Source organism: Pseudomonas sp. SG-MS2 (assembly GCF_009933855.1).
GTDB lineage: Bacteria > Pseudomonadota > Gammaproteobacteria > Pseudomonadales > Pseudomonadaceae > Aquipseudomonas > Aquipseudomonas putida_E.
The window spans coordinates 1-23486 of record NZ_MOMO01000168.1; the positions used below are offsets into that span (position 1 = coordinate 1).

The window sequence follows — 23486 nt, forward strand, 5'->3', positions numbered from 1 at the left end:
GCGGCTCGGCGGCTGAGCGCTCGCTGACCGGGGGCTCGGGCGCGGTGACGAGCGCGACCACCGGTATCGGCGGCACGGCCGGGGCGGCGCTGGCGCGGTTCTGCTCCAGCAGTTGCTTCGCCGCGTTGAACACCTGCAGGCAATGGCCGCAGCGCACTACGCCGCGCGCCACGCTCAACTGGTGATGGGTGACGCGAAAGCTGGTCTGGCAATGCGGGCACTGGGTGACGAAACTGTCGGTCATGCGGCGATCCGGGAGCTGTGCAGAGAAGTATTTTAGGCCCGCTTAGCGGCGGCGACCACTGATGCGCACCCAGCCGTCGCGCACGACGATCGGGTCCAGCTCGAAGTCGGCGGCGTAGGCCGCGGCGACCTCCTCACCCTGTTCGGCAAGGATGCCAGACAACGCGAGCAGGCCACCTGGGCGTACCAGGCCGGACAGCTGCGGCGCCAGCGAGACCAAAGGGCCAGCCAGGATATTGGCGACCAGCACGTCGGCCTGCATGGCCGGCATATGCTCGGGCAGGTACAGCGCCAGCTTCTCGTCGGCGACGCCATTGCGCTGGGCGTTGTCACGCGAGGCTTCGATGGCCTGCACGTCGATGTCGGTACCGACCGCTTCGCGTGCGCCCAACAACAATGCAGCGATGGCCAGAATGCCCGAGCCGCAGCCGAAGTCCAGCACCTGGGTGCCTTCGAGCTGTTGGCCGTCGAGCCATTCCAGGCACAGGGCGGTGGTCGGGTGGGTGCCGGTGCCGAAGGCCAGGCCAGGGTCAAGCAGCAGGTTGACTGCGTCCTTTTCCGGCGCTTCGTGCCAGCTTGGCACGATCCACAGGCGGCGGCCGAAGCGCATTGGCTGGAAGTTGTCCATCCAGCTGCGTTCCCAATCCTGATCTTCGATCACTTCGGCCTGGTGTTCCGGCAGCTGCGCACCGGTCAGCAGGCGCAGGTGAGCGAATACCTGCTCAGGGTCGGCGTCCGCCTCGAACAGTGCCAGCAGGTGCGTGTGCGACCACAGCGGCGTGGTGTTGAGGTCGGGTTCGAAGATGGGCTGGTCTTCGGCGTCCATGAACGTGACCGATACGGCGCCGACTTCGAGCAGGGCGTCTTCGTAGGTTTCGGCTTGTTCCGGGCTGATGGCCAGGCGTACTTGCAGCCAAGGCATGGCGGGCACCTTTGGTAAATCGAGAGGGGCAGCCCGAGGCTGCGCGAAGGCTGGCAGTTTACGCGAGTGCGGTGTGTTTGTGGATGACTTGAGGGGCTGCCTTGCAGGCCAATCGCCGGCGAGCCGGGTCCCACGGGCTCTTCACTGTTTGTCAGTGCACTGATCTGACTGTAGGCGCAGGTTTGCCAGCGATCGGGCCGGTAACCGTGGTAGCGCATAACCGATGGCCTGAGAACAACCCCACAAAAAAACCCGGCACAAGGCCGGGTTTTTTGCTGCATCACGCTAACGCGATCACTCCTGGTTGGCCAGTTTGTGCTCGAGGTAGTGGATGTTCACGCCGCCTTTGCAGAAACCTTCATCACGCACCAGGTCGCGGTGCAGTGGGATGTTGGTCTTGATGCCGTCGACGACGATCTCGTCCAGGGCATTGCGCATGCGCGCCATGGCTTCGTCGCGGTCCTTGCCGTAGGTGATCAGCTTGCCGATCAGCGAGTCGTAGTTCGGCGGAACCGAATAACCGCTGTACAGGTGCGAATCGACGCGAACGCCGTTGCCACCCGGGGCGTGGAAGTGCTTGACCTTGCCTGGGCTCGGAATGAACTTCTTCGGGTCTTCGGCGTTGATCCGGCACTCCAGCGAGTGGCCGCGGATCACCACGTCTTCCTGACGGATCGACAGCTTGTTGCCAGCGGCGATGCTGAGCATCTCCTTGACGATGTCGATACCGGTGACCATCTCCGAGACCGGGTGCTCAACCTGCACACGGGTGTTCATTTCGATGAAGTAGAAACGGCCGTTTTCGTACAGGAACTCGAAAGTACCGGCGCCACGGTAGCCGATCTCGACGCACGCATCGACGCAACGCTTGAAGACTTCCTGGCGGGCCTTCTCGTCGATGCCCGGCGCAGGCGCTTCTTCAAGTACCTTCTGGTGACGACGCTGCAGCGAGCAGTCGCGGTCGCCCAGGTGGATGGCGTTGCCTTGGCCGTCGGACAGTACCTGAACTTCCACGTGGCGTGGGTTGGTCAGGAACTTCTCCAGGTAGACCATCGGGTTGCCGAAGGCTGCACCGGCTTCAGTACGGGTGAGCTTGGCCGAGGCGATCAGGTCCTCTTCCTTGTGCACCACGCGCATACCGCGACCACCACCACCACCGGCGGCCTTGATGATCACCGGGTAGCCGACATCACGCGCGATCGCCAGGGCGACCTCTTCGTCTTCCGGCAGCGGGCCATCGGAGCCCGGTACGGTCGGTACGCCGGTCTTGATCATCGCGTCCTTGGCCGAAACCTTGTCGCCCATCAGGCGAATGGTGTCGGCGCGCGGGCCGATGAAGGCGAAACCGGACTTCTCCACCTGCTCGGCGAAGTCGGCGTTTTCCGCGAGGAAGCCGTAACCCGGGTGGATGGCGGTAGCGCCTGTCACTTCAGCGGCGGCGATGATCGCCGGGATGTGCAGGTACGAATCTTTGGACGAAGCAGGACCAATGCAGACCGACTCGTCTGCCAGGCCCAGGTGCATCAGTTCGCGGTCGGCCGTGGAGTGCACGGCGACGGTCTTGATGCCCAGTTCTTTGCAGGCACGCAGGATCCGCAGGGCAATTTCCCCGCGGTTGGCGATCAGGACTTTTTCCAGCTTCCCAGACATCGTTGGCTCTCCGCGAATCAAACGATGGTGAACAGCGGCTGGTCGAACTCAACCGGCTGACCGTCTTCCACCAGGATGGCGTCGATAACGCCGCCGACATCGGCTTCGATGTGGTTCATCATCTTCATCGCTTCGACGATGCACAGGGTGTCGCCTTTCTTCACGCTCTGGCCAACTTCAGCGAAGTTCGGCGAGGTCGGCGAAGGCTTGCGGTAGAAGGTACCGACCATTGGCGAACGGATCACGGTGCCTTTGAGGGCCGGGGCAGCGGCGGCAGCTTCGGCAACCGGGGCAGCAGCGGCTGGAGCAGCTACAGGAGCGGCAGCCATTGGCGCAGGTGCGTAGAACTGTTGAGCGGCTGGGGTCTTGCTGTGACGGCTGATACGGACCGACTCTTCGCCTTCCTTGATCTCCAGTTCGTCGATGCCAGACTCTTCCAGCAGCTCGATCAGTTTCTTGACTTTACGGATATCCATTAATCATCAACTCCCAAAGGTTCGGTCAGGGGGCATTAAGTTAAAAACGTATCTGAAACGTTTTTCTCGAACCCCGGCCCACTCAGGCCAGGGCTTCTATCATCAGGGCTGTGCGTTGGCAGCCAGTTGTTCCAGTGCGGCCTCCAGGGCCAGGCGATACCCGCTGGCGCCCAGGCCGCAGATCACCCCTACGGCTACATCGGAGAAGTAGGAGTGGTGACGGAACGGTTCGCGTTTGTGCACGTTGGACAGGTGCACTTCGATGAATGGGATGCTCACCGAAAGCAATGCGTCACGTAATGCGACGCTTGTGTGGGTGAAAGCAGCCGGATTGATCAGGATGAAGTCCACACCCTCGTTGCGTGCGGCGTGAATACGGTCGATCAGTTCGTACTCGGCATTGCTCTGCAGGTACTGCAGGTGATGGCCTGCGGCGCGGGCGCGCTGCTCCAGGTCCTGGTTGATCTGGGCCAGGGTCACGGCGCCGTAGTGGCCCGGTTCGCGGAGCCCGAGCATGTTCAGGTTGGGGCCGTGAAGCACCAGTAGCGTTGCCATCTGCAGATTCCTTGGATTTGTAGGGCAATTCGACACAGCGCGGCGAGTGTGCCGTAAAGCGACGGCAAGTGTCCAGTTCCCGGCAATAGCCAGCACGATGTCCGAGGTTCGCGCGAAGTATGTGACCAAATATTAAAATCTGGTCACTCGTTCGCAGAAATATGCCGGCACGCGGGAAGTTATAGACCGAGTTTGCCGCGCACGCGCGCCAGAACACCCGCAAATTCGGCGGCGTTTATCTCGCCAATGACCCGATCGGTGGTCATTTCGCTGCCGTTCGCGGCAAAGAACAGCAGTGCAGGCGGGCCGAACAGCTGGTAGCGGTCGAGCAGGGTACGTTGCTCGGCGTTGCTTTCGGTGATGTCGAAACGCAGCAACTTGAATGCGCCCAGTTGCGGTTGGACCTGCGCTGCGTTGAGTACTTCATGCTCGATGACTTTGCAGCTGATGCACCAGTCGGCGTACCAGTCGAGCAAGACCGGCTGCCCCGCAGCTTTCGCATCGGCCAGGGCTGCGTCAAGTGCAGCCGGCGTAGTGACGGTTTGCCAAGCATCCACCGAAGCTGACGGGCCACTGCCGACGGTTGTCGGTGCTGGCGCAGGCAATGGGCGCAGCGGGTCTCCCTGGCCATTGAGGGCGCCGTACCAGCAGGCCAGGCCGTAGACCAGCAGGGCCAGGCCCAGCAGTTGCGCCAGGCGTTGGCGTGGCGCCTTGACCACGAACTCCAGCGCACCGAGGAAAACGGCTACGCCCACGCTCAGGAAACCGACCAGCAACAAGGTTGCCGGCCCCGGCAGCACGCGGCTGAGCAGGCCGATGGCGAGGCCCAGCAGCAACACACCAATAGCGTTTTTCACGGTGTTCAGCCAAGGCCCGCTCTTTGGCAGCCAGGCCGCGCCCCCAGTAGCTACCAGCAACAATGGCGCGCCCATGCCCAGGCCGAGGGCAAACAACTTGAGTGCGCCACCCAGGGCGTCACCGCTGGCACTGATATACAGCAAGGCGCCGGCCAATGGTGCCGAGACGCACGGCGAAACCAGCAGGCTGGACAGCACGCCCAGCACTGCTGCACCCAGCAGCGAGCCGCCCTTGGTGCGGTGGGCGAGCGTGTCCAGGCGATTGTTCAAGGCCTGTGGCAGTTTGAGTTCGAACAGGCCGAACATGGCCAGTGCGAACAGCACGAAGAACAGCGCGAAAGGCACCAGTACCCAAGCCGATTGCAGCCGCGCCTGCAGGTTCAGGCCTGCACCGAACAGGCCCATCAGCGCCCCTAGCAGGGCGAAACTGGCGGCCATGGCCAGCACATAGGCCAGCGAAAGGGCCAGGCCGCGCAGGCCGGCGACCTGGCCGCGCAGGACCACGCCAGAGAGGATCGGCAGCATTGGCAGCACGCAGGGCGTGAAGGTCAGGCCGACCCCGGCGAGGAAGAACAGCAGCAACGATTTCCAGCTCCAGCCTTGCTCGCTGGCCGTCGCCGGGGCGTCGGCCGTGCTCCCCCCTGCGCCGTCGATGCTCAGGCGTGCCGTCTCTGGTGGGTAGCACAGGCCCTTGTCGGCACAGCCCTGGTAGCCGACCAGCAGGGTGAATGCGCGGGCGTCGGTGCGCGGCAGTTCGATGTCGAGCACCCCGTGGTAGACCTCGACGTCGCCGAAGAACTCATCGTGCTTGGCCTCGCCCTTGGGAATGTTCGGCGAACCCAGGGTGATGTCTGCCGGTTCGCTGCGGAACTGGAAGCGATGGCGGTAGAGGTAATAGCCGTCGGTGGCGACGAAGCGCAGTTTGATGGTGTGCGCATCGGCCTGGACCAGGCTGAGCTTGAAGGCTTCATGTACGGGCAAAAAGTCTGCGCTGTTGCTCAGCGAGGCGGCGCCGAGGGTGGCGCTGGGGCGGTTGTCGAGCAGGCCCGTGGCGAAGGCAGGGCTGGCCAGCAGCAGGAACAGCAGGAAAAACAGGCGGCGCATGGCGGACTCGCGAGGTGGAACGTGCCCGGCATGATAGCGGAGTTGGCCTTGGTTGGGGGGCAGTGCAGGCAAACGATCACAGCCTGAAGGCCCGCACCGCACGGTTCAGCTCGCCGCCAAGGGTCAGCAATTGCTCGCCCTGCTCGCGCCCTTCACCGATGCGCTGCAGGTTGTCTTCACCCAGCTCATGAATCCGCTCGCTGTGCCCTCGAATCTCGCTCACCGCATCACTCTGCTGCGCCGTGACGTCGGCAATGCGCACTGCAGTATCGGCGATGGTGCGGATCGCGTTGACGATCTCGTCCAGCGCGCCATCGGCAGCCTGAGCCTGGTCAGCTGTAGCTTGCGCATGTTCCAGTTGCGCCCGCATACCTGTCACCGACTCCCGTGCCGCCTGTTGCAGCCGGTCGATCAAGGCCTGGATCTCGCCAGTGGCGCCTGTGGTGCGTTGTGCCAGCGAGCGTACTTCGTCTGCAACCACGGCAAAGCCGCGGCCCATTTCGCCCGCGCGGGCAGCTTCGATGGCGGCGTTCAATGCCAGCAGGTTGGTCTGTTCGGCGATCGATCTGATCACGGTGAGCACACCGCCGATGGTGGCCGACTCCTCGGCCAGCTGTTCGATCATGCGGGCATTGCCCTGCACCTCATCGACCAGCGTGCGCAGCCCGCCAAGGCTCTGGCCGATCACCGTCTGGCCTTGCTCCACGGCGCGGCCGGCATCGCGGCTGGCATCGGCCGCGGAGCTGGCATCACCAGCCACCTGCAAAATGGTGGCTTCCAGTTCGCCCAGCGCATCGCGGATCTGCCCGGTGTCACCGGCCTGGCGCTCTGCGCCGTCATGCAGGGCGGCGCTCATGCCGGCCAGTGCGTGGCTGCTGCCGGCCACCTGCTCGGCGTTGTGGCGGATGGTGCCGACCAGCTCCACCAGGTACTGGCGCAGGCGGTTGAGCGATTCCTGGATGTCGTGCAGCTCGCGGTTGGTCTTGCCCAGGGCGATGGGGGCGGCGAAATCGCCTTCGGCCCATCGCGACAGGGCCGGGGCCAGGCCGGTCAGGGTGCGCGTCAGCCGCCGCTGCAATGTGTCGATGAGCAGGGCGATCAGCAGGATCAGGCCGATCATCAGGCCCTGGATAAGGCGCACTTCGCTGGCGATACGGGCGTGCTGGCCGCGCACTTCAGGCTCAAGGCTGGCAATGGCTTTTTGCACGGCGTCGAGCCGTTCATTGGTGCTGGCGGCCAGGGCTGTGCGCCGCTCGATCTGTTCGCGGGTGCGTTGCAGTTCGCCAGGGTAGCGGTTGAGCAGGCTCTGCAGTTCGCGCTTGAGGCCAACGGCAACGTCTTCCTGTTGCCCGGCGGCCTGCGTTTCCAGGCCCATCATGGCGGCGAAATCATCGGCGTTTGATTCGGCGGCGCGGGTCACGCCCAGCAACGGCAGGTTGTCGATGACCTGAGCCTGGGCGCGGATCAGTTGCAGCTCGCGTTCCACCTCGTCGGCCAGCTCGGCGCGGCTGCTGCTGACCAGTTTGTCACGGGCCAGCGACAGGCGGCCCAGGTGTACGCTGGCGTCGAGCAACGGCAGCAGGTAACGGCTCGCCTCGCTGCTGGCGCTGTCACGGGCATAGCTGGCCAGTTGTTCGAAGTTGGCGCCTAGCTCACGTTCGGCCTGCAACAGCAGGGCTTGAGGGTCGCCGGCCAGCTTGCCGGCCGCGAGCAGCTCGTTGGCGGTGAAGGCTTGCAGGGTATCAAGGCTTGGGCGCAATTGGCCGGCCAGCTCTTCAGGCCAGTCGGCCAGTGCCTGCCCAAGCTGTTGGTTGGCCTCCAGCGCCGCCGCATGGCGCAGGGCGTCGCCGCTGCCCAGATAAGCCTGGATGTTGCGCGCGGCCTGGTTCTGGAACTGCTGCGACAGGCCCAGATAGCGTTCCATCAATTGATAGGGGCGCTCCAGGGCGCGCTGCGACCACCAAAGGGTCGCGCCCAGAGCGATACACACGGTCACCAGCAACAGGGTGTTGAAATTGGTCAGCCACTTCAGGCGCATAGCCGCGAACTTCCTGCGGGGGTGGAGGGGTAGGTGCCTGAAGTTATTGCTATTTTGTGACGGGGTGATGACGATGGTGGCTTAACGCTATCTAATGGGCGCGGGCCGGCCGGCTAAGGCTCGACCCGCACCACACAGTTGCGCCCCGCATGCTTGGCCCGATACAGCGCCTCGTCAGCGGTGCTGGCCATGCTCAATGCATCGAGCTCATCGTCCAGCTGCACCACCCCGGCACTGAACGTGCACCGCAGGTCGCAAGGCTGTGCCGGGTAGAGGATTTCGGCGAAGCGCCGGCGAATCTCGTCGAGCACCTTGTGCGCGGCATCCAGTGCGGTGTTGGGCATGACGATGGCGAACTCCTCGCCGCCATAGCGGCCGATGAAGTCGGTCTTGCGCAGCCGTTGCTTGAGAAAAAGCGCCAGGCTTTTGATAACCCGATCACCCATGGGGTGGCCATGGCGGTCGTTGATCTTCTTGAAGTGGTCGATGTCGAGCATGGCAAAGCTGAGCGGCTGGCCCTCGCGACGGGCGCGAAAGCTGCAATCTTCCAGCAATTGCAGGATGTGCGTGTGGTTGTACAGGCCGGTAAGGCTGTCGCGGACCATGCGCGACTTGAGGTGGCGCGCTCGGGCAGCACGGTTGCGCACAGTGGTGATCAGGTGGCGCGAGCGGATCGGTTTGGTCAGAAAGTCGTCGCCGCCCTCGCTCATGGCGTCGAGCTGTTTGTCCAGGTCGTCCTCGGCGGACAGGTAGATGATGGGTACGCTGACGTAGCGGTCGTTGTGGCGGATCACTTTGGCCAGTTCCGGGCCCGAGCAGGCTGGCATGTACAGGTCGAGAATGATCAGGTCGGGCTGGAACTCGGCCAACTCGGCCATGGCGCGGATCGGGTCGGTCAGGCTGCGGGTGATCATGCCGGCGCTGCCCAGCACGCGTTCGGTGTGCAGTGCCTGGGTGCGCGAGTCGTCGATGATCAGCACGCGCAGCGGTTCAAGAGGCGCGGTGCTGGTCATGATCTCGAGCTTCTCAAGCAGGCTGGAGGCTTCCAGTGTGCCGGTGAGAAATGCTTGACCACCTGCGCGTACTGCGGCCAGGCGCGTTGGCGTGTCGGCTTCGTGCAGGCTGAAGAACAGCAGCGGGATCGGCTGCTCCAGACCCGACTGCGCCTGTGCAGCCAGTTGCATGCCGCAACCTGGCCCGCTGAAGTCGACATCCATCACGATGGCAGAGGGTGCCTGCTCGGCCACTGACGCCAGCAACGCGTCGACGCTGAACAGCGCTTGCACGCTCAGGCCGAAGAACTCCAGTTGCTGGGCCAGACGCTCGGCGCGCTCATGGTCGCGCAGCAGCAGATACACCGGCCTGCGAGCAGGTGGCAACGTCAGCTGATCAAGTTGGTCGCCCTGGCGCAAACGAGTGCGCGACAGGCGTTGCAACAGGTGATCGAGCTCCTGCTTGAGGCGCTCTTGGCTCGGCTCCGCGGCTTGGGTCATGTCCTGACTACTTATTAGTGGGATATGCAGGTGCGATGATGGCTCTATGCTAGCAGCTCTTTCCAGGCATGCGAGTGCGCGGGATCAACAAAGCGTTGATGACGAATATTCAGTTGCTGACCGATTGGTCGCTTATGCGTACGGTGGTGTCTGCTTTATAGTGCAGCAACGTGGGCTTGCCGTGGCACCCTGGCACTGGCCTGTGGTCAAAAGCCCTGAACCGTCGTGACTGATAAGGACAAAGCCATGCTGGACTGGAAAAACCGCGAGGCCAAGGCCGAGCCCCGTGAGCGTGTCGATGGCCGCGGTGCTGCCGCCCGTAGCTATGTGGGTGGCCTCTGGAGCCGAGCCCTGGGGACCCTGATCGGGTTGTACCTGCTGGTCTGCATCGGGCTGGGCTGGTACTGGAGCCAGGAACCGGAGCTGTTCCCGGTGCAGCAGAATGCCCAGGCAGCAGCCGAGCGCAACGGCCAGCAGATGGTGATTGGTTACACCACCATCGAAACGCTCAAGACTGTGGCCGAAACCCTGCTGAACAAGCCGGGCGGCTACATTTCCAACGATCGCTTCCCGCCGGGGCTGTGGATGGACAACATGCCGAGCTGGGAATACGGCGTGCTGGTCCAGGTGCGTGACCTGTCCCGCGCTTTGCGCAAAGACTTCGCCCGCTCGCAGTCGCAGTCCACCGAGGACGCCGACCTTGCCAAGGCCGAGCCGCGCTTCAACTTCGACAACAAGAGCTGGATCCTGCCATCGAGCGAATCGGAGTTCGAGGAGGGCATCAAATCGCTTGCCCGCTACCAGACCCGCCTGGCGGCTGGCGACAAGGGTGCGATCTTCTATACCCGTGCCGACAACCTGAACAACTGGCTGGGCGATGTCGCCACGCGCCTGGGTTCGCTGTCGCAGCGCCTGTCGGCAAGTGTTGGCCGGGTCAAGCTCAATACCACCCTGAAGACCGAATCGGTGGTTGCTGGCCAAGCGCCGCAGGTGGACGAGGAGGTGGTGGAAACGCCTTGGCTGCAGATCGACAACGTGTTCTACGAAGCCCGCGGCCAGGCCTGGGCGCTGTCGCACCTGCTGCGTGCCATCGAAGTGGACTTCGCTGACGTGCTGGCGAAGAAGAATGCCACCGTCAGCGTGCGCCAGATCATTCGTGAACTGGAGGCGTCGCAGGAAGCGTTGTGGAGCCCGATGGTGCTCAACGGCAGCGGCTTCGGCATGTGGGCCAACCACTCGCTGGTCATGGCCAACTATATTTCGCGGGCCAACGCGGCGGTCATCGACCTGCGTCAACTGTTGTCGCAGGGTTGAACATGGCTATAAGCCCCAACGAGGCCGCCCACCGGGCGGCTTCCGACCGCGAACTGGTCGCCTGGGTGGACGAAGCCGATCAGGTGCTTGGTGCGCTGCCAAGGGCGGAGCTTCGCGAGCGTGGTCTGATTGGCCGCTGTACCTTCATTCTCCTGTTCAATGGCGCCGGTGAGTTGTGCGTACACCGGCGCACCTTGAGCAAGGCACTGTATCCGGGCTATTGGGATGTGGCCGCAGGCGGCATGGTGGCGGCGGGGGAGGCGTATGCCGACTCGGCGGCCCGTGAACTGGCCGAGGAGTTGGGCATCGAGGGCGCCGAGTTGCGTTTCCACGAACGGTTCTACTTCGACCAGCCCGACAACCGGTTATGGTGCGCGGTGTATTCGGCAGTGTCGGACGCGCCGCTGCGGTTGCAGCCTGAAGAGGTGAGCGAGGCGAGGTTCATCAGCCTCGCCCAGGCTGAGGCAGAAAGCCTCAGCAAGCCCTACTGTCCGGACTCGCTGGCGGCGCTGCAGCGGTACAAGGTCAGTCTGGGCTAAGGCTGGGGCCGCTTTGCGGTCCCAGGGTCCCATGGGTCGCAAATCTTTCGCAAAATGGCGCATTCCGGTACTTAGCAATCACCTGATTTATCGTTACACTGCGCGCCCTTTTCGGGCTGTTGCAGGATCTTGCGGCAGTAGCGCCGCCCCTGCCAGAGTGGGGCTTCGCGGTCGGCTCCTGCCGACCAGTTTTTGTCCTCAGCACAGAGGAACAAAAGTGGCCAAGAAAGCTTCTTCCTTTTCCGCCCTTGGCGGTCTCGTGTTTTCCACCGACGCCGGTCGGCACTGCCCCGACTGTAGCCAGCCGGTGGATGCCTGCATCTGCAAGCAGCAAACCATCCCCGAAGGCGACGGCATCGCCCGTGTTCGCCGTGAGAGCAAAGGCCGTGGCGGCAAGACCGTGACCACTGTCACCGGCGTGCCGCTGCCGCCAGACCAGCTCAAGGAGCTGGCCACCACCCTCAAGCGCCGCTGCGGTACCGGCGGTGCCCTGAAGGACGGGGTTATCGAGATCCAGGGCGACCATGTCGAGCTGTTGATCGGCGAGCTGACCAAACAGGGTTTCAAGGCGAAAAAGTCCGGGGGCTGAGGCCATCACGCGATTTTTTGCCCAGCGCTTTCTAAACTCGTTCCCGTGACCAGGGTCTATTGCTGGGCACGGATGAATCGTCATTTCCAGCTTTTACACTGCGCCCGCCACCATGTGGGGCAGTGTTTTCGACTTTATAGGGGACTTGAATGTCCGTACGACGCACACGCAAAGACGATGGTAGCCAATGGACCGTGGCCGACAGCCGCAGTGTTTATGGTATCCGCCATTGGGGCGCTGGTTATTTCGCCATCAATGAAGCCGGGCGCGTCGAAGTGCGCCCCAACGGCCCTCAGAGCGCGCCGATCGACTTGTTCGAGCAGGTCGATGAGCTGCGCCAGAGCGGCTTGTCGCTGCCGCTGCTGGTACGCTTCCCCGACATTCTGCAGGACCGCGTGCGCCAGTTGACTGGTGCCTTCGACGCCAACATCGCGCGCCTTGAGTACCAGAGCCAGTACACCGCGCTGTATCCGATCAAGGTCAACCAGCAGGAAGCGGTGGTAGAGAACATCATCGCCACGCAGAACGTTTCCATCGGCCTGGAGGCAGGTTCCAAACCTGAGCTGCTGGCGGTGCTGGCGCTGGCGCCGAAGGGCGGCACCATCGTCTGCAACGGCTACAAGGACCGCGAGTTCATCCGCCTGGCGCTGATGGGCCAGAAGCTCGGCCACAATGTGTTCATCGTCATCGAGAAAGAGTCCGAAGTGGCGCTGGTGATCGAAGAGGCCGCCGAGCTCAAGGTCAAGCCGCAGGTTGGGCTGCGCGTTCGCCTGTCGTCGCTGGCTTCGAGCAAGTGGGCAGACACCGGTGGCGAGAAGTCCAAGTTCGGCCTGTCGGCTGCCCAGTTGATTTCGGTCGTGCAGCGCTTCCGCGATGCCGGGCTGGACCAGGGCATCCGCCTGCTGCACTTCCACATGGGTTCGCAGATCGCCAACCTGGCCGACTACCAGCATGGCTTCAAGGAAGCCATCCGCTACTACGGCGAGCTGCGTGCCCTGGGCCTGCCGGTCGACCATATCGACGTGGGCGGTGGCCTGGGTGTGGACTACGACGGCACCCACTCGCGCAACGCCAGTTCGATCAACTACGACATGGACGACTATGCCGGCGTGGTGGTGGGCATGCTCAAGGAGTTCTGCGACGCGCAGGGCTTGCCGCATCCGCACATTTTCTCTGAGAGTGGCCGTTCGCTGACTGCGCATCACGCCATGCTGGTGATCCAGGTGACCGACGTCGAGAAACACAACGACGACGTGCCGACCATCGAAAACAAGGAAAGCCTGCCCGAGACCGTGCAGTGGCTGGCCGACCTGCTCGGCCCGACCGACATCGAGATGGTCACCGAGACCTACTGGCGCGCCACGCACTACATGGGTGACGTGGCAGCGCAATATGCCGATGGCAAGATCAGCCTGGCCGAAAAGGCCCTGGCCGAGCAGTGCTACTTCGCCGTGTGCCGTCGCCTGCACAACTCGCTCAAGGCCCGCCAGCGCTCGCACCGTCAGGTGCTGGACGAACTGAACGACAAGCTGGCCGACAAGTACATCTGCAACTTCTCGGTGTTCCAGAGCCTGCCGGACACCTGGGCCATCGGCCAGGTGCTGCCGATCATCCCGTTGCACCGCCTGGACGAAGAGCCGCTGCGCCGTGCAGTGCTGCAGGACCTGACCTGCGACTCCGACGGCAAGATCAACCAGTACGTCGACGAGCAGAGCATCGAGACCAGCATGCCGGTGCACTCGCTCAAGGACGGTGAGGACTACCTGCTGGGCGTGTTCCTGGTCGGTGCCTACCAGGAAATTCTCGGTGACATGCACAACCTGTTCGGTGATACCGACTCGGTGAACATTTACCAGAACGCCGATGGCAGCGTGTTCCACGCCGGTATCGAGACCCACGACACCATCGAAGACATGTTGCGCTATGTGCACCTGTCGCCGGAGGAGTTGATGACCCACTACCGCGACAAGGTGGCCAGCGCCAAGATCAGCGCCCGAGAGCGTACCCAGTTCCTCGATGCACTGCGCCTGGGGCTGACCCGGTCTTCCTACCTGTCGTCGTGATTGTCACGGCCGCTCCTGCTACCCCTGTAGGAGCGGCCTTGCGTCGCGAATGAGGGCACAGCCCTCACCGGTGTCACATCAGGAAAAGGAACAAACGTACCCAGCTGCATGGGGCTGACTACCGTTGAACGCAATGTTCAAGGGATACCGACATGGACCGTCAAGGCAATCACCGTTTGCGCAAAGGCCGCCACTCGGAGCAGGGGAGGTTGTATCTATTAACAACGGTTACCCGCAATCGCGCTCCAATCTTCAAGAATCTTCCTTTCGCCCGAGCCGCCATTCACCAGTTGCGGCTGAGCGATCAGGAAGCGTGCTGTCGAACGCTAGCGTGGGTCTTGATGCCAGATCATCTGCACTGGCTGATCGAGCTAGGCCACGGAACGCTTGGCGAATTGATGTGCGCATTCAAATCTCGAAGCAGTTGCGCGCTTTATCGGGCCGGAGCTGATAGGCGCCGTATCTGGCAACCTGGCTTCCATGACCGAGCGTTACGGCGTGAGCAGGACATCAGGGCCGTTGCTCGATACATCATCGCCAACCCAATCCGTGCCGGACTGGTACAGCGTGCTGGCGAGTATTCTCACTGGGATTGTGTATGGCTGTGAGTGTGCAGGTGAGGGCTGCGCCCTCATTTCGCGACACAAGGCCGCTCCTACAGCGGTCGCCCGTAGAGCGGCCTTGCGTCGCGAAAGGGCTGCAAGGCAGCCCCAGCATCAGTGAATCCACAGTCCTTTTCGTTGCAGGCGCCAGCCCACCCATCCCAACGTCACCGCCCGCAACGCCATGAACCCGAGAAACGCCAACCACAGCCCGTGGTTGCCAAAGCCACTCATGGCCCACGCCAGCGGCAATGCAACCAGCACCGAAACCAGCATTGCATTGCGCATCTCCCGCGCCCGCGTGGCACCGATGAACAGGCCGTCCAGCAAGTAACTCCACACCGCTACCAATGGCAGTACCGCCAGGTACGGCAGGTACGGATAGGCGGCCGCGCGCACACTCTCGATATCGGTCTGCAGGTCGATGAACACATGCCCGGCCAGCAGGAACAGCCCGGCAAAACCCAGACTGGTAATCAATGACCATCCACAGGCCACCACCAGCGAGCGGCGCAGGGTGTCGCGATCGCGGGCGCCGATAGCATGGCCGCACAGGGCTTCCACGGCATGCGCCAGGCCGTCGAGGGCGTAGGCGGTGAGCAGCAGGCCGTTGAGCAGCAGTGCATTGGCCGCCACCGTGGCCTCGCCCAGTCGCGCGCCTTGCACGGTGATCAGCAGGAACACCAGCTGCAAGGCCAGGCTGCGCAGGAAGATATCGCGGTTGACCGATAGCAACGGCCGCCAGGCTTGCCAGCGCCTGAGTGCCGCCCAGGCGATATGCCCGGGGTAGGCGCGCAGGGCAGGGCGGGTCAGGGCCAGGCCAAGCAGTGCCGCCGCCCACTCGGCGATCACCGACGCCCGCGCCGACCCCAGCACACCCCAATCCAGGCCAAGAACGAACCATAGGTTGAGGCCGATGTTCAGCAGGTTGGTGGTCAGCAATATGGCAAGCGGTGCTCGGGCGTTCTGGGTGCCGAGGAACCAGCCGACCAGCGCGTAGCTGGCCAGCGCCGCCGGCAGGCCGAGCAGGCGGGTATGGAAGAAGGCCTCGGTCGATTGCTGCAAGGCTTGGCTCGGTTGCATCGCGTGCAGCGCCAGTTGGCTGAAGGGCAGGGCGAGCAGGCCGATGAGCAGGGCAAAGCCCACCGCCAGCAGCAGGCCTTGCACCAGGACCTGGCGCAGCGCAGCACCGTCGGCACGCCCCGCGGCCTGGGCAGCGAAGCCGGTGGAGCCCATGCGCAGGAAGCCCATCAGGCCGACCATGAAGGTGAACAGCGTGGCGCCCACCGCCACTGCGCCAAGCTGATGGGCGTGGGGCAGGTGACCGATGACCGTGCTGTCTACCAGGGCCACCAAGGGCACCGAGATGTTGGACAGAATCATCGGTGCGGCCAGGGCCCAGACTTTGCGGTGGGTGAGGCGGTGCTGCCAGTCGGTGGCAATTTGCGACATTTGAGTTCCTGGGAAAACAGGGCCGCATAGCGGCCCTTCTGGATCGATAGGCCGCATTCTAACGGCCAGCCACCTGCCGTTGCGCTATAGTTGCTGCCTTCACGCATACGCTGCCGATTAGAGTCCCCACTCCATGTTCAACAAAGGATTGTTGCTGGCCTGCGCGCTGGCCCTGCTCAGTGCCTGTGATTCCTCCACGCCAGACAAACCTGCCGCCACCGAAAAACCGGCGGCAAGCACCCCGGCCGAATCTGCTGCGCCCAAGCGCCAGGACCCTGCCGAACTCGCCAAACGCTACGAAGGCCGTGAGCTCAGCGTACTGGATGTCTCGGAAGTGCAGCTCGACGGCGCCAGTGCCCTCTCGGTCAGTTTTTCCGCACCGCTGGACGCAAAGCAGGACTTCGCTGCCAAGCTGCATCTGGTCGATACCGTCAAAGGCAAGGTCGACGGTGCCTGGGAGCTTGCCGACAACCAGATGGAACTGCGCCTGCGTCACCTCGAGCCGCAGCGCAAGCTTGTGTTGACCGTCGACAAGGGCCTGCTGGCTGTCAACGGCAAGCAGCTGGAAAGCGAGTCGGTGACCCGTCTGGAAACCCGCGACATGCAGCCAACCATCGGCTTCGCCAGCCGTGGCTCGCTCCTGCCTACGCGGCTGGCCGAGGGCCTGCCGGTGATTGCCCTGAACGTCGACAAGGTCGATGTCGAGTTTTTCCGGGTCAAGCCGGACATGCTCTCGACCTTCCTGGTCAACTGGGGCCGCAACAGCAGCCTCTACTACTACCAGTCCAAGGAAACCCTGGCCCTGGCCGACCTGGTCTACAGCGGCCGGTTCGACCTCAACCCGGCGCGCAATACCCGTGAGACCGTGCTGCTGCCGATCGCCGGGATCAAGCCGCTGCAGGAGCCGGGCGTATACCTGGCAGTGATGCGCGCGTCAGGAACCTACGATTATTCGCAGCCGGCGACGCTGTTCACCCTCAGCGATATCGGCGTTTCGGCCCACCGCTATCGCGACCGTCTTGACGTGTTTGCCCAGGCCCTGGAGGGCGGCAAGGCGCTCAACCAGGTAAACCTCGAACTGCATGACGACAAGGGCAAGCTGCTGGCCCAGGCCAAGACCGATGGCCAAGGCCATGCCCAGCTGCCGCTCACGGCCAAGGCCGATACCCTGATCGCGACCCAGGGTGTGCATACCACACTGTTACGCCTGAACACTGCAGCGCTGGACCTGGCCGAATTCGACATCACCGGCCCGCAGTCAAACCCGCTGCAGTTTTTCATCTTTGGCCCGCGCGACCTGTATCGCCCGGGTGAGACGGTGCTGCTCAACGGCCTGTTGCGCGACCAGGATGGCAAGCCGGTAAAGGCCCAGCCGGTCAGTGTGGAGGTACGCCGCCCGGATGAGCAGGTCAGCCGCAAGTTTGTCTGGGAGGCCGATGCCAACGGCCTTTATCAGTACCAGTTGCAACTGGCTACAGAAGCGCCGACCGGTCGTTGGCAACTGCTGCTCGACCTTGGCGGGGGGCGCAAGCAGGTCTATGAGTTCCTCGTCGAAGACTTCCTTCCTGAACGCCTGGCGCTTGAACTGAAGGGCAGCAGCACACCGCTCTCGCCCGAAGAAACGGCGCAGGTCCAGGTCAATGGCCGGTACCTCTACGGTGCGCCGGCGGCGGGCAATCGCCTGAGCGGCCAGGCGTACGTGCGCCCCCTGCGCGAAGCGGTACCTGCTTTGCCGGGTTATCAGTTTGGTTCGGTCACCGAAACCGAGCTGAACCAAGACCTGGAGCTGGATGAAGTGACCCTCGATCAGGCTGGCAAGGCCGTGGTCGATATCGAAAGCCGCTGGGCCGAAGCGCGCTCGCCGCTGCAGTTGACCGTGCAGGCCAGCTTGCAGGAGTCCGGTGGCCGACCGATCACCCGTCGTCTCGAACAACCGATCTGGCCCGCCGACCGCCTGCCTGGCCTGCGTGGCGTGTTCGAGGGCGAGGAAACCGACAGCGACGGCCCGGTGGAATTCGAGTTCCTGGTGGCCGACCGAGACGGCAACAAGCTCGCTGCCAGCGACCTCAAGGTACGGCTGATCCGAGAGCGCCGCGATTACTACTGGAACTACTCGCAAAGTGACGGCTGGAGCTACAACTACAACGAAAAATTCCTCACTCAGAACGAGCAAAGCGTCAATGTAAAAGCGGGCTCTACTGCCAAGCTGACCTTCCAGGTCGAGTGGGGACCTTACCGCGTCGAGGTGGAAGACCCACAGACTGGCCTGGTGTCCAGCGAACGCTTCTGGGCGGGGTATCGCGCCCAGGACAATGCCGAAGGCGGCGCAGTGCGCCCCGACCAGGTCAAGCTGGCGCTGGACAAGCCGGCTTACGCTGATGGCGCTACTGCCAAGGTCACGGTAACCCCGCCAGCTGCCGGCAATGGCTACCTGATGATCGAATCCAGCGATGGCCCGCTGTGGTGGCAGGAGATCGACGTCCCCGCCGAAGGCAAGACCTTCGAGGTGCAGCTGGACAAGCAGTGGGCTCGCCACGACCTGTACATCAGTGCCCTGGTGATCCGCCCGGGTGAGCGCAAGGCCAATGCCACGCCCAAGCGTGCCGTCGGTGTGCTGCACCTGCCGCTCGGCCGCGCCGAGCGCAAACTGGCGGTCAGCCTGCAAGCACCGGAAAAGATGCGCCCCAAGCAACCCCTGACGGTCAGGATCAAGGCCACCAATGCCGATGGCAGTATTCCCAAACAGGCCCATGTGCTGTTGTCTGCTGTGGATGTGGGCATCCTCAACATCACCGACTTCAAGACCCCTGACCCATACGCCAGCCTGTTCGGCCGCAAGGCCTATGGCGCCGACCAGCTGGACATCTATGGCCAACTGATCGAAGCCGGTCAGGGGCGCCTGGCCAGCCTGGCCTTCGGCGGTGACGCAGCCATGGCCAAGGGTGGCAAGCGCCCCAACACCACGGTCACCATCGTTGCCCGGCAGAGTGTGCCGGTGACCCTGAACGAGCAGGGCGAGGGCGAGGCGAGCGTTGATATTCCCGACTTCAATGGCGAACTGCGGTTGATGGCCCAGGCCTGGACCGAGGACCACTTCGGCATGGCCGAGGGCAAGACCGTGGTGGCGGCCCCGCTGATTGCCGAACTCTCGGCGCCGCGCTTCCTTGCCGGTGGCGACCGCACCAGCCTGGCGCTGGACCTGGCCAACCTTTCCGGCCTGGCCCAGCAGCTGACTGTCGATATCAGCACCGAGGGGCAGGTGAGCCTGGCAATGAGCGCCCAGCAGCGTGTTGCCCTGGCCGAGGGCCAGCGCACCACCCTGATGATCCCGGTGCAGGCGCAGGGTGGCTTGGGCCAGGGCAAGGTGCATGTACGGGTCAATGGCCTGCAGTTGCCGGGCGAGCCGCTGAACACCTTCGAGCGTGAATGGACGCTGGGCGTACGCCCCGCGTACCCGGCGGTGCTCAAGCATTACCGCGTGGCTCTCAAGGACCAGCCCTGGACGCTGCCTGAAGCCGACCTCGCAGCATTCGAACCGGCCGGGCTGGAAGCCAGCCTGGCGCTGTCGAGCCGCCCGCCACTTAACCTGGCCGAGCAGATCCGTGCCCTCGAAGCCTACCCCTACGGTTGCCTGGAACAGACCACCAGCGGCCTGTACCCCTCGCTGTACGCCGATGCGCAGAGCCTCAAGCGCCTGGGGATCAAGGGCGAGCCGGCCGAGGTGCGCAAGCGCAAGATCGAAATGGGCATCGAGCATCTGCTGGGAATGCAGCGCTACAACGGCAGCTTCGGCCTGTGGAGTTCTGACAGCGAGGAGGAGTACTGGCTGACCGCCTATGTCACCGACTTCCTGCTCAGGGCCCGTGACCAAGGCTACGGTGTGCCGGCCGAGGCGCTGAAGAAAGCCAATGAACGCCTGCTGCGCTACTTGCAGGAGCGTAACCTGATCGAGGTCGACTACAGCGAGAACGCCGAACACACCCGCTTTGCCGTGCAGGCCTACGCTGCGCTGGTACTTTCGCGCAGCCAGCAGGCTCCGCTGGGTGCCTTGCGCAGCCTGTTCGAACGGCGCGCCGATGCGCGCTCCGGCCTGCCGCTGGTACAACTGGCGGTGGCGCTGGACAAGATGGGCGACAAGCCGCGTTCGCAGGAGGCATTGCAAGCAGGCCTGGGTATCAGCCGCAGCAAAGGCTGGATGGCCGATTACGGCAGCAGCCTGCGTGACCAGGCATTGATCCTGGCGTTGCTGCAGGAGAGTGATCTGGCCAGCAACCAGGTCGATCAGCGGTTGTTCGCGCTGTCTGATGAGCTGGCCGCCAACCGTTGGCTGTCGACGCAGGAGCGTAATGCGCTGTACCTGGCCGGGCGTGGCTTGCTCGATAAGCCTGAGAGCCCGTGGAAGGCGCGCCTGGACAGTGCCGGTGAGGTGCGGGAGTTCAGCAATGGCGACGCTGGCATGAAGCTCGAAGGCCCACTGTTGGCCTCGCCGCTGAGTGTGCAGAACGAAGGTAGTGAAACTGTCTACCAGCAACTGACCCTCTCGGGCTATCCACGTCAGGCGCCTGCCGCAGGCGGCAACGGCATGGAGATCCGCCGTGAATACCTGGGCATGAACGGCCAGGTACTGGACCTGCACAACGTGCGCAGCGGCGACCTGGTGCTGGTGCATCTGGCGCTCAAGGCCACGGAGCGGGTTCCGGATGCGCTGGTGGTCGACCTGTTGCCGGCGGGCCTGGAGCTGGAGAACCAGAACCTGGCGCAGAGCGCTGCCAGCCTGAACAATGCCAGCAGCGCAGTGAAGCAGTGGCGTGAGTCGATGCAAAACGCCAGCGTGGTGCATCAGGAATACCGTGATGACCGGTATGTGGCGGCGCTCAAGCTCGACGGCTATGGCACCACTCACCTGTTGTATCTGGCGCGAGCGGTGACCCCGGGCACCTACCGTATACCGCCGCCGCAAGTGGAGTCGATGTACCGGCCGAACCTGCAGGCGGTGGGCGATGGGCAGGGTGAGATGACGGTCAAATCAAGGTAGGGCATGCTGCTCTTTTGTAGGAGCGGCCTTGCGTCGCGAAAGGGCCTCATAGAGGCCCCAGACCAGCAACTCTGGTGAACAAGAAGTATCGTGTGTGCCGTTTTTGCGGCCGCTGCGCGCCCGATCGCGACGCAAGGCCGCTCCTACAATTGACGGTGCACGCTCAATGGATCACCCAGCTCATCACCCACAACCCCAGCACCAGCCAGATGATCCCGAGGATGATCGAGGCGCGCATGAAGGCGCGGATTGCCGAGTACAGCAGCAGCAGGCCGACGATCAGGGCAAGGATGCTGACCAGTGAGGTGTCCATGCCCAGTGTGCGCGCAAGGCCATCAATGAAGTTGCCCCCGGCGTTGGCCAGCAGGTTGAACAGGCCGCCCAAGGCGTCGACGATGAAGCGGATCAACGAACCCAGTGCCTGGCCAAGCCACTCGAAAAAACCTTCTACATGCATAGTTGCTTCCTGATGTACGAATCGGCGAGGTTGCCGTCCCCAAGCCTTTGGCCATTACCTGGCCCGGTCGGTTCCCGATGCCTAGCTTAGCGCGACCGCGCACCCGAGCGGCAAGGATCCTGCGCGCCAGCGTGGTGGCGCTGGTGGGCATCGCCGGCCTGTTGTGGCTGGCTGACCGTATCTGGCCATTGCCCATGCCGGCAGATGATCTGGCGCGGGTCGTGCTGGCCGAAGACGGCACGCCCTTGTGGCGCTTCGCCGATGCCGAGGGCGTGTGGCGCTACCCGGTCAGCCCCAAAGAGGTTTCGCCTTTGTACCTGCAGGCGCTGCTGACCTATGAGGACCGCTGGTTCTACCACCACCCAGGGGTCAACCCGCTGGCGCTGGTGCGCGCGGCATGGCTGAACGTGCGCGGCGGGCGGGTTGTTTCAGGTGGCAGCACGCTGTCGATGCAGGTTGCGCGTTTACTCGACCCGCACGAACGCACGCTGGCAGGCAAGCTGCGGCAACTGTGGCGTACGGCGCAGCTGGAATGGCACCTGTCCAAGCACGAGATTCTGCAGATCTACCTCAATCGCGCACCCTTCGGTGGCACCTTGCAGGGCGTGGCGGCGGCCAGTTGGGCCTACCTCGGCAAATCGCCGATGCACCTCACGCCTGCCGAAGCGGCGCTGCTGGCAGTGCTGCCCCAGGCACCCAGCCGGTTGCGCCCGGACCGTCACCCCGCACGCGCCCAGCGTGCGCGGGACAAGGTGCTGCAGCGCCTGGACGAGTATCAGGTGTGGCCTGCCTGGCAGATCAAGGAAGCTGCCGAAGAGCCGTTATTGCTGGCCCCACGTAAGGAGCCAGCCTTGGCACCGCTGCTGGCGCGCCGCCTGAACACTCCCGGCAGCCCGCCGTTGATCCGCACCACGCTCGATGCCTCGTTGCAGCGGCGCCTCGAGGATCTGCTGCTGGGCTGGCGTGCCCGCTTGCCGGAACGTACCTCCGCGGCCGTGCTGGTGGTGGATGCGCAGAGCATGGCCGTGCGTGCCTACCTGGGTTCGATCGAACTTGCCGATGAGCGCCGTTTCGGCCACGTCGACATGGTCCACTCGCTGCGTTCACCGGGCTCGACCCTCAAGCCGTTTCTCTATGGCATGGCCCTGGACGACGGCCTGATCCATTCCGAATCGCTGCTGCAGGATGTACCGCGCCGCTATGGCGATTACCGGCCTGGCAACTTCTCGATGGGTTTCAGCGGCCCGGTCTCGGCCAGTTCGGCGCTGGCCTTGTCGCTCAACCTGCCGGCGGTGCAGTTGCTCGAAGCGTATGGGCCCAAGCGCTTTGCTGCGCAACTGCGCATGGCCGGCATGCCGCTGGCGCTGCCGCCATTGGCCGAGCCTAATCTGTCGTTGATCCTCGGTGGCGCAGGCAGCCGCCTGGAGGAGCTGGTGGGTGGTTATGCGGCATTGGCCCGTGGCGGCAACAGTGCGCGGGTGCGTCTGCAACCGCAGGATCCGCTGCTGGAGCGGCGTCTGCTGTCACCGGGGGCGGCGTGGATCATCCGCCGTATTCTCAGCGGCCAGGCGCGGCCGGACCGTGACCCGCACGCGCAGTTGGTGCAACGCCCGCAGTTGGCCTGGAAAACGGGTACCAGCTATGGCTTTCGTGATGCCTGGTCGATCGGCGTCGGGCCGCGTTATCTGATTGGCGTGTGGATTGGCCGGCCCGACGGCACCCCAGTGCCCGGCCAGTTCGGCCTGGCTTCGGCGGCGCCGCTGATGCTGCAGATTCACGACCTGCTGACCAACCGTGACAGCCAGCGGGGCCTTGGCGTGCCGGTCGAACAGGTGCCCGCCAGCATTGGCGTGGCCGCGATCTGCTGGCCGCTGGGCCAGCCCATGAACCGGCAAGACACCAACTGCAGGCGCCAGCGCTTTGCCTGGACACTCGACGGCACCACCCCGCCGACCCTGCAGGCAGCCGATCAACCGCTTGGGCTGGGTTTGCGTGAGCAGGTCTGGGTCAACGCGCAGGGGCTGCGGGTGGATGGCTCGTGCCCAGGTGCCCACGCGCGTGATGTCGCCCTTTGGCCGGCCCCGCTCGAGCCTTGGC

The 23486-nt window shown here is 63.9% G+C and carries 17 protein-coding genes; 7 read left to right on the plus strand and 10 right to left on the minus strand.

Annotated features, from left to right (window positions below):
* The 8 genes from BLX42_RS14330 to BLX42_RS14365 all read right to left on the minus strand — a co-directional run.
* The coding region (locus tag BLX42_RS14330; protein ID WP_256671997.1) for an MJ0042-type zinc finger domain-containing protein at nucleotides 1-244 on the minus strand (244 nt) is incomplete at its 3' end.
* A gap of 42 nt (nucleotides 245-286) precedes the next feature.
* Complete coding sequence (prmA, locus tag BLX42_RS14335; protein WP_046787844.1) at nucleotides 287-1165, minus strand: 50S ribosomal protein L11 methyltransferase; 879 nt, start codon at nucleotides 1163-1165, stop codon at nucleotides 287-289.
* 294 nt (nucleotides 1166-1459) lie between these two features.
* Nucleotides 1460-2815 carry an acetyl-CoA carboxylase biotin carboxylase subunit gene (gene accC / locus BLX42_RS14340; protein WP_012316407.1) on the minus strand — a complete coding sequence of 452 codons (1356 nt, stop codon included), beginning with the start codon at nucleotides 2813-2815 and terminating at the stop codon, nucleotides 1460-1462.
* A 17-nt stretch (nucleotides 2816-2832) separates the two neighbouring features.
* Nucleotides 2833-3291, minus strand: a complete 459-nt coding sequence (gene accB, locus BLX42_RS14345) for an acetyl-CoA carboxylase biotin carboxyl carrier protein (protein WP_046787845.1) — start codon at nucleotides 3289-3291, stop codon at nucleotides 2833-2835.
* 102 nt (nucleotides 3292-3393) lie between these two features.
* Entirely contained in the window at nucleotides 3394-3846 is a 453-nt protein-coding gene (gene aroQ / locus BLX42_RS14350) for a type II 3-dehydroquinate dehydratase (RefSeq protein ID WP_012316405.1), read from the minus strand.
* A gap of 179 nt (nucleotides 3847-4025) precedes the next feature.
* A complete protein-coding gene (locus BLX42_RS14355) occupies nucleotides 4026-5807 on the minus strand; it encodes a protein-disulfide reductase DsbD (RefSeq protein WP_161872027.1) in 1782 nt (593 codons plus the stop codon).
* Nucleotides 5808-5883: 76 nt separating this feature from the next.
* Complete coding sequence (locus BLX42_RS14360; protein WP_161872028.1) at nucleotides 5884-7845, minus strand: methyl-accepting chemotaxis protein; 1962 nt, start codon at nucleotides 7843-7845, stop codon at nucleotides 5884-5886.
* 113 nt (nucleotides 7846-7958) lie between these two features.
* Nucleotides 7959-9338, minus strand: a complete 1380-nt coding sequence (locus tag BLX42_RS14365) for a diguanylate cyclase (RefSeq protein ID WP_046787848.1) — start codon at nucleotides 9336-9338, stop codon at nucleotides 7959-7961.
* Between the two features lie 246 nt (nucleotides 9339-9584).
* On the opposite strand from BLX42_RS14365, the gene BLX42_RS14370 reads away from it, so the two are divergent.
* The 5 genes from BLX42_RS14370 (at nucleotide 9585) to BLX42_RS14390 (ending at nucleotide 14451) form a co-directional block, all read left to right on the plus strand.
* Nucleotides 9585-10652 (plus strand): DUF2333 family protein, encoded by a 1068-nt coding sequence (locus BLX42_RS14370; RefSeq protein WP_046787849.1) that lies wholly within the window; start codon nucleotides 9585-9587, stop codon nucleotides 10650-10652.
* 2 nt (nucleotides 10653-10654) lie between these two features.
* On the plus strand, nucleotides 10655-11191 hold the full coding sequence (locus BLX42_RS14375; RefSeq protein ID WP_046787850.1) for an NUDIX hydrolase: 537 nt from the start codon (nucleotides 10655-10657) through the stop codon (nucleotides 11189-11191).
* Between the two features lie 217 nt (nucleotides 11192-11408).
* The gene (locus BLX42_RS14380; RefSeq protein ID WP_012316399.1) at nucleotides 11409-11780 is read left to right on the plus strand and encodes a translation initiation factor Sui1; all 372 of its coding nucleotides are present in this window, start codon (nucleotides 11409-11411) and stop codon (nucleotides 11778-11780) included.
* 149 nt (nucleotides 11781-11929) lie between these two features.
* On the plus strand, nucleotides 11930-13843 hold the full coding sequence (gene speA / locus BLX42_RS14385; protein WP_012316398.1) for an arginine decarboxylase: 1914 nt from the start codon (nucleotides 11930-11932) through the stop codon (nucleotides 13841-13843).
* A 152-nt stretch (nucleotides 13844-13995) separates the two neighbouring features.
* A complete protein-coding gene (locus BLX42_RS14390) occupies nucleotides 13996-14451 on the plus strand; it encodes a transposase (protein WP_080952190.1) in 456 nt (151 codons plus the stop codon).
* 108 nt (nucleotides 14452-14559) lie between these two features.
* On the opposite strand, the gene BLX42_RS14395 is transcribed toward BLX42_RS14390, so the two are convergent.
* On the minus strand, nucleotides 14560-15897 hold the full coding sequence (locus BLX42_RS14395; RefSeq protein WP_119687818.1) for an MATE family efflux transporter: 1338 nt from the start codon (nucleotides 15895-15897) through the stop codon (nucleotides 14560-14562).
* Nucleotides 15898-16030: 133 nt separating this feature from the next.
* On the opposite strand from BLX42_RS14395, the gene BLX42_RS14400 reads away from it, so the two are divergent.
* The gene (locus BLX42_RS14400; protein ID WP_161872029.1) at nucleotides 16031-20932 is read left to right on the plus strand and encodes an alpha-2-macroglobulin; all 4902 of its coding nucleotides are present in this window, start codon (nucleotides 16031-16033) and stop codon (nucleotides 20930-20932) included.
* A 163-nt stretch (nucleotides 20933-21095) separates the two neighbouring features.
* On the opposite strand, the gene BLX42_RS14405 is transcribed toward BLX42_RS14400, so the two are convergent.
* Nucleotides 21096-21389 (minus strand): hypothetical protein, encoded by a 294-nt coding sequence (locus tag BLX42_RS14405; RefSeq protein ID WP_046787853.1) that lies wholly within the window; start codon nucleotides 21387-21389, stop codon nucleotides 21096-21098.
* A gap of 77 nt (nucleotides 21390-21466) precedes the next feature.
* On the opposite strand from BLX42_RS14405, the gene pbpC reads away from it, so the two are divergent.
* The coding region (gene pbpC, locus BLX42_RS14410) for a peptidoglycan glycosyltransferase PbpC (RefSeq protein ID WP_161872030.1) at nucleotides 21467-23486 on the plus strand (2020 nt) is incomplete at its 3' end.

Bases quoted from the DNA above. Each gene is read 5' to 3' on its own strand.
- BLX42_RS14370 (WP_046787849.1), top strand. From the start codon at position 9,585: ATGCTGGACTGGAAAAACCGCGAGGCCAAGGCCGAGCCCCGTGAGCGT.
- BLX42_RS14365 (WP_046787848.1), bottom strand. From the start codon at position 9,338: ATGACCCAAGCCGCGGAGCCGAGCCAAGAGCGCCTCAAGCAGGAGCTC.
- accC (WP_012316407.1), bottom strand. From the start codon at position 2,815: ATGTCTGGGAAGCTGGAAAAAGTCCTGATCGCCAACCGCGGGGAAATT.
- BLX42_RS14395 (WP_119687818.1), bottom strand. From the start codon at position 15,897: ATGTCGCAAATTGCCACCGACTGGCAGCACCGCCTCACCCACCGCAAA.
- BLX42_RS14375 (WP_046787850.1), top strand. From the start codon at position 10,655: ATGGCTATAAGCCCCAACGAGGCCGCCCACCGGGCGGCTTCCGACCGC.
- BLX42_RS14360 (WP_161872028.1), bottom strand. From the start codon at position 7,845: ATGCGCCTGAAGTGGCTGACCAATTTCAACACCCTGTTGCTGGTGACC.
- BLX42_RS14400 (WP_161872029.1), top strand. From the start codon at position 16,031: ATGTTCAACAAAGGATTGTTGCTGGCCTGCGCGCTGGCCCTGCTCAGT.
- speA (WP_012316398.1), top strand. From the start codon at position 11,930: ATGTCCGTACGACGCACACGCAAAGACGATGGTAGCCAATGGACCGTG.
- accB (WP_046787845.1), bottom strand. From the start codon at position 3,291: ATGGATATCCGTAAAGTCAAGAAACTGATCGAGCTGCTGGAAGAGTCT.
- aroQ (WP_012316405.1), bottom strand. From the start codon at position 3,846: ATGGCAACGCTACTGGTGCTTCACGGCCCCAACCTGAACATGCTCGGG.
- BLX42_RS14390 (WP_080952190.1), top strand. From the start codon at position 13,996: ATGGACCGTCAAGGCAATCACCGTTTGCGCAAAGGCCGCCACTCGGAG.
- BLX42_RS14355 (WP_161872027.1), bottom strand. From the start codon at position 5,807: ATGCGCCGCCTGTTTTTCCTGCTGTTCCTGCTGCTGGCCAGCCCTGCC.
- BLX42_RS14405 (WP_046787853.1), bottom strand. From the start codon at position 21,389: ATGCATGTAGAAGGTTTTTTCGAGTGGCTTGGCCAGGCACTGGGTTCG.
- prmA (WP_046787844.1), bottom strand. From the start codon at position 1,165: ATGCCTTGGCTGCAAGTACGCCTGGCCATCAGCCCGGAACAAGCCGAA.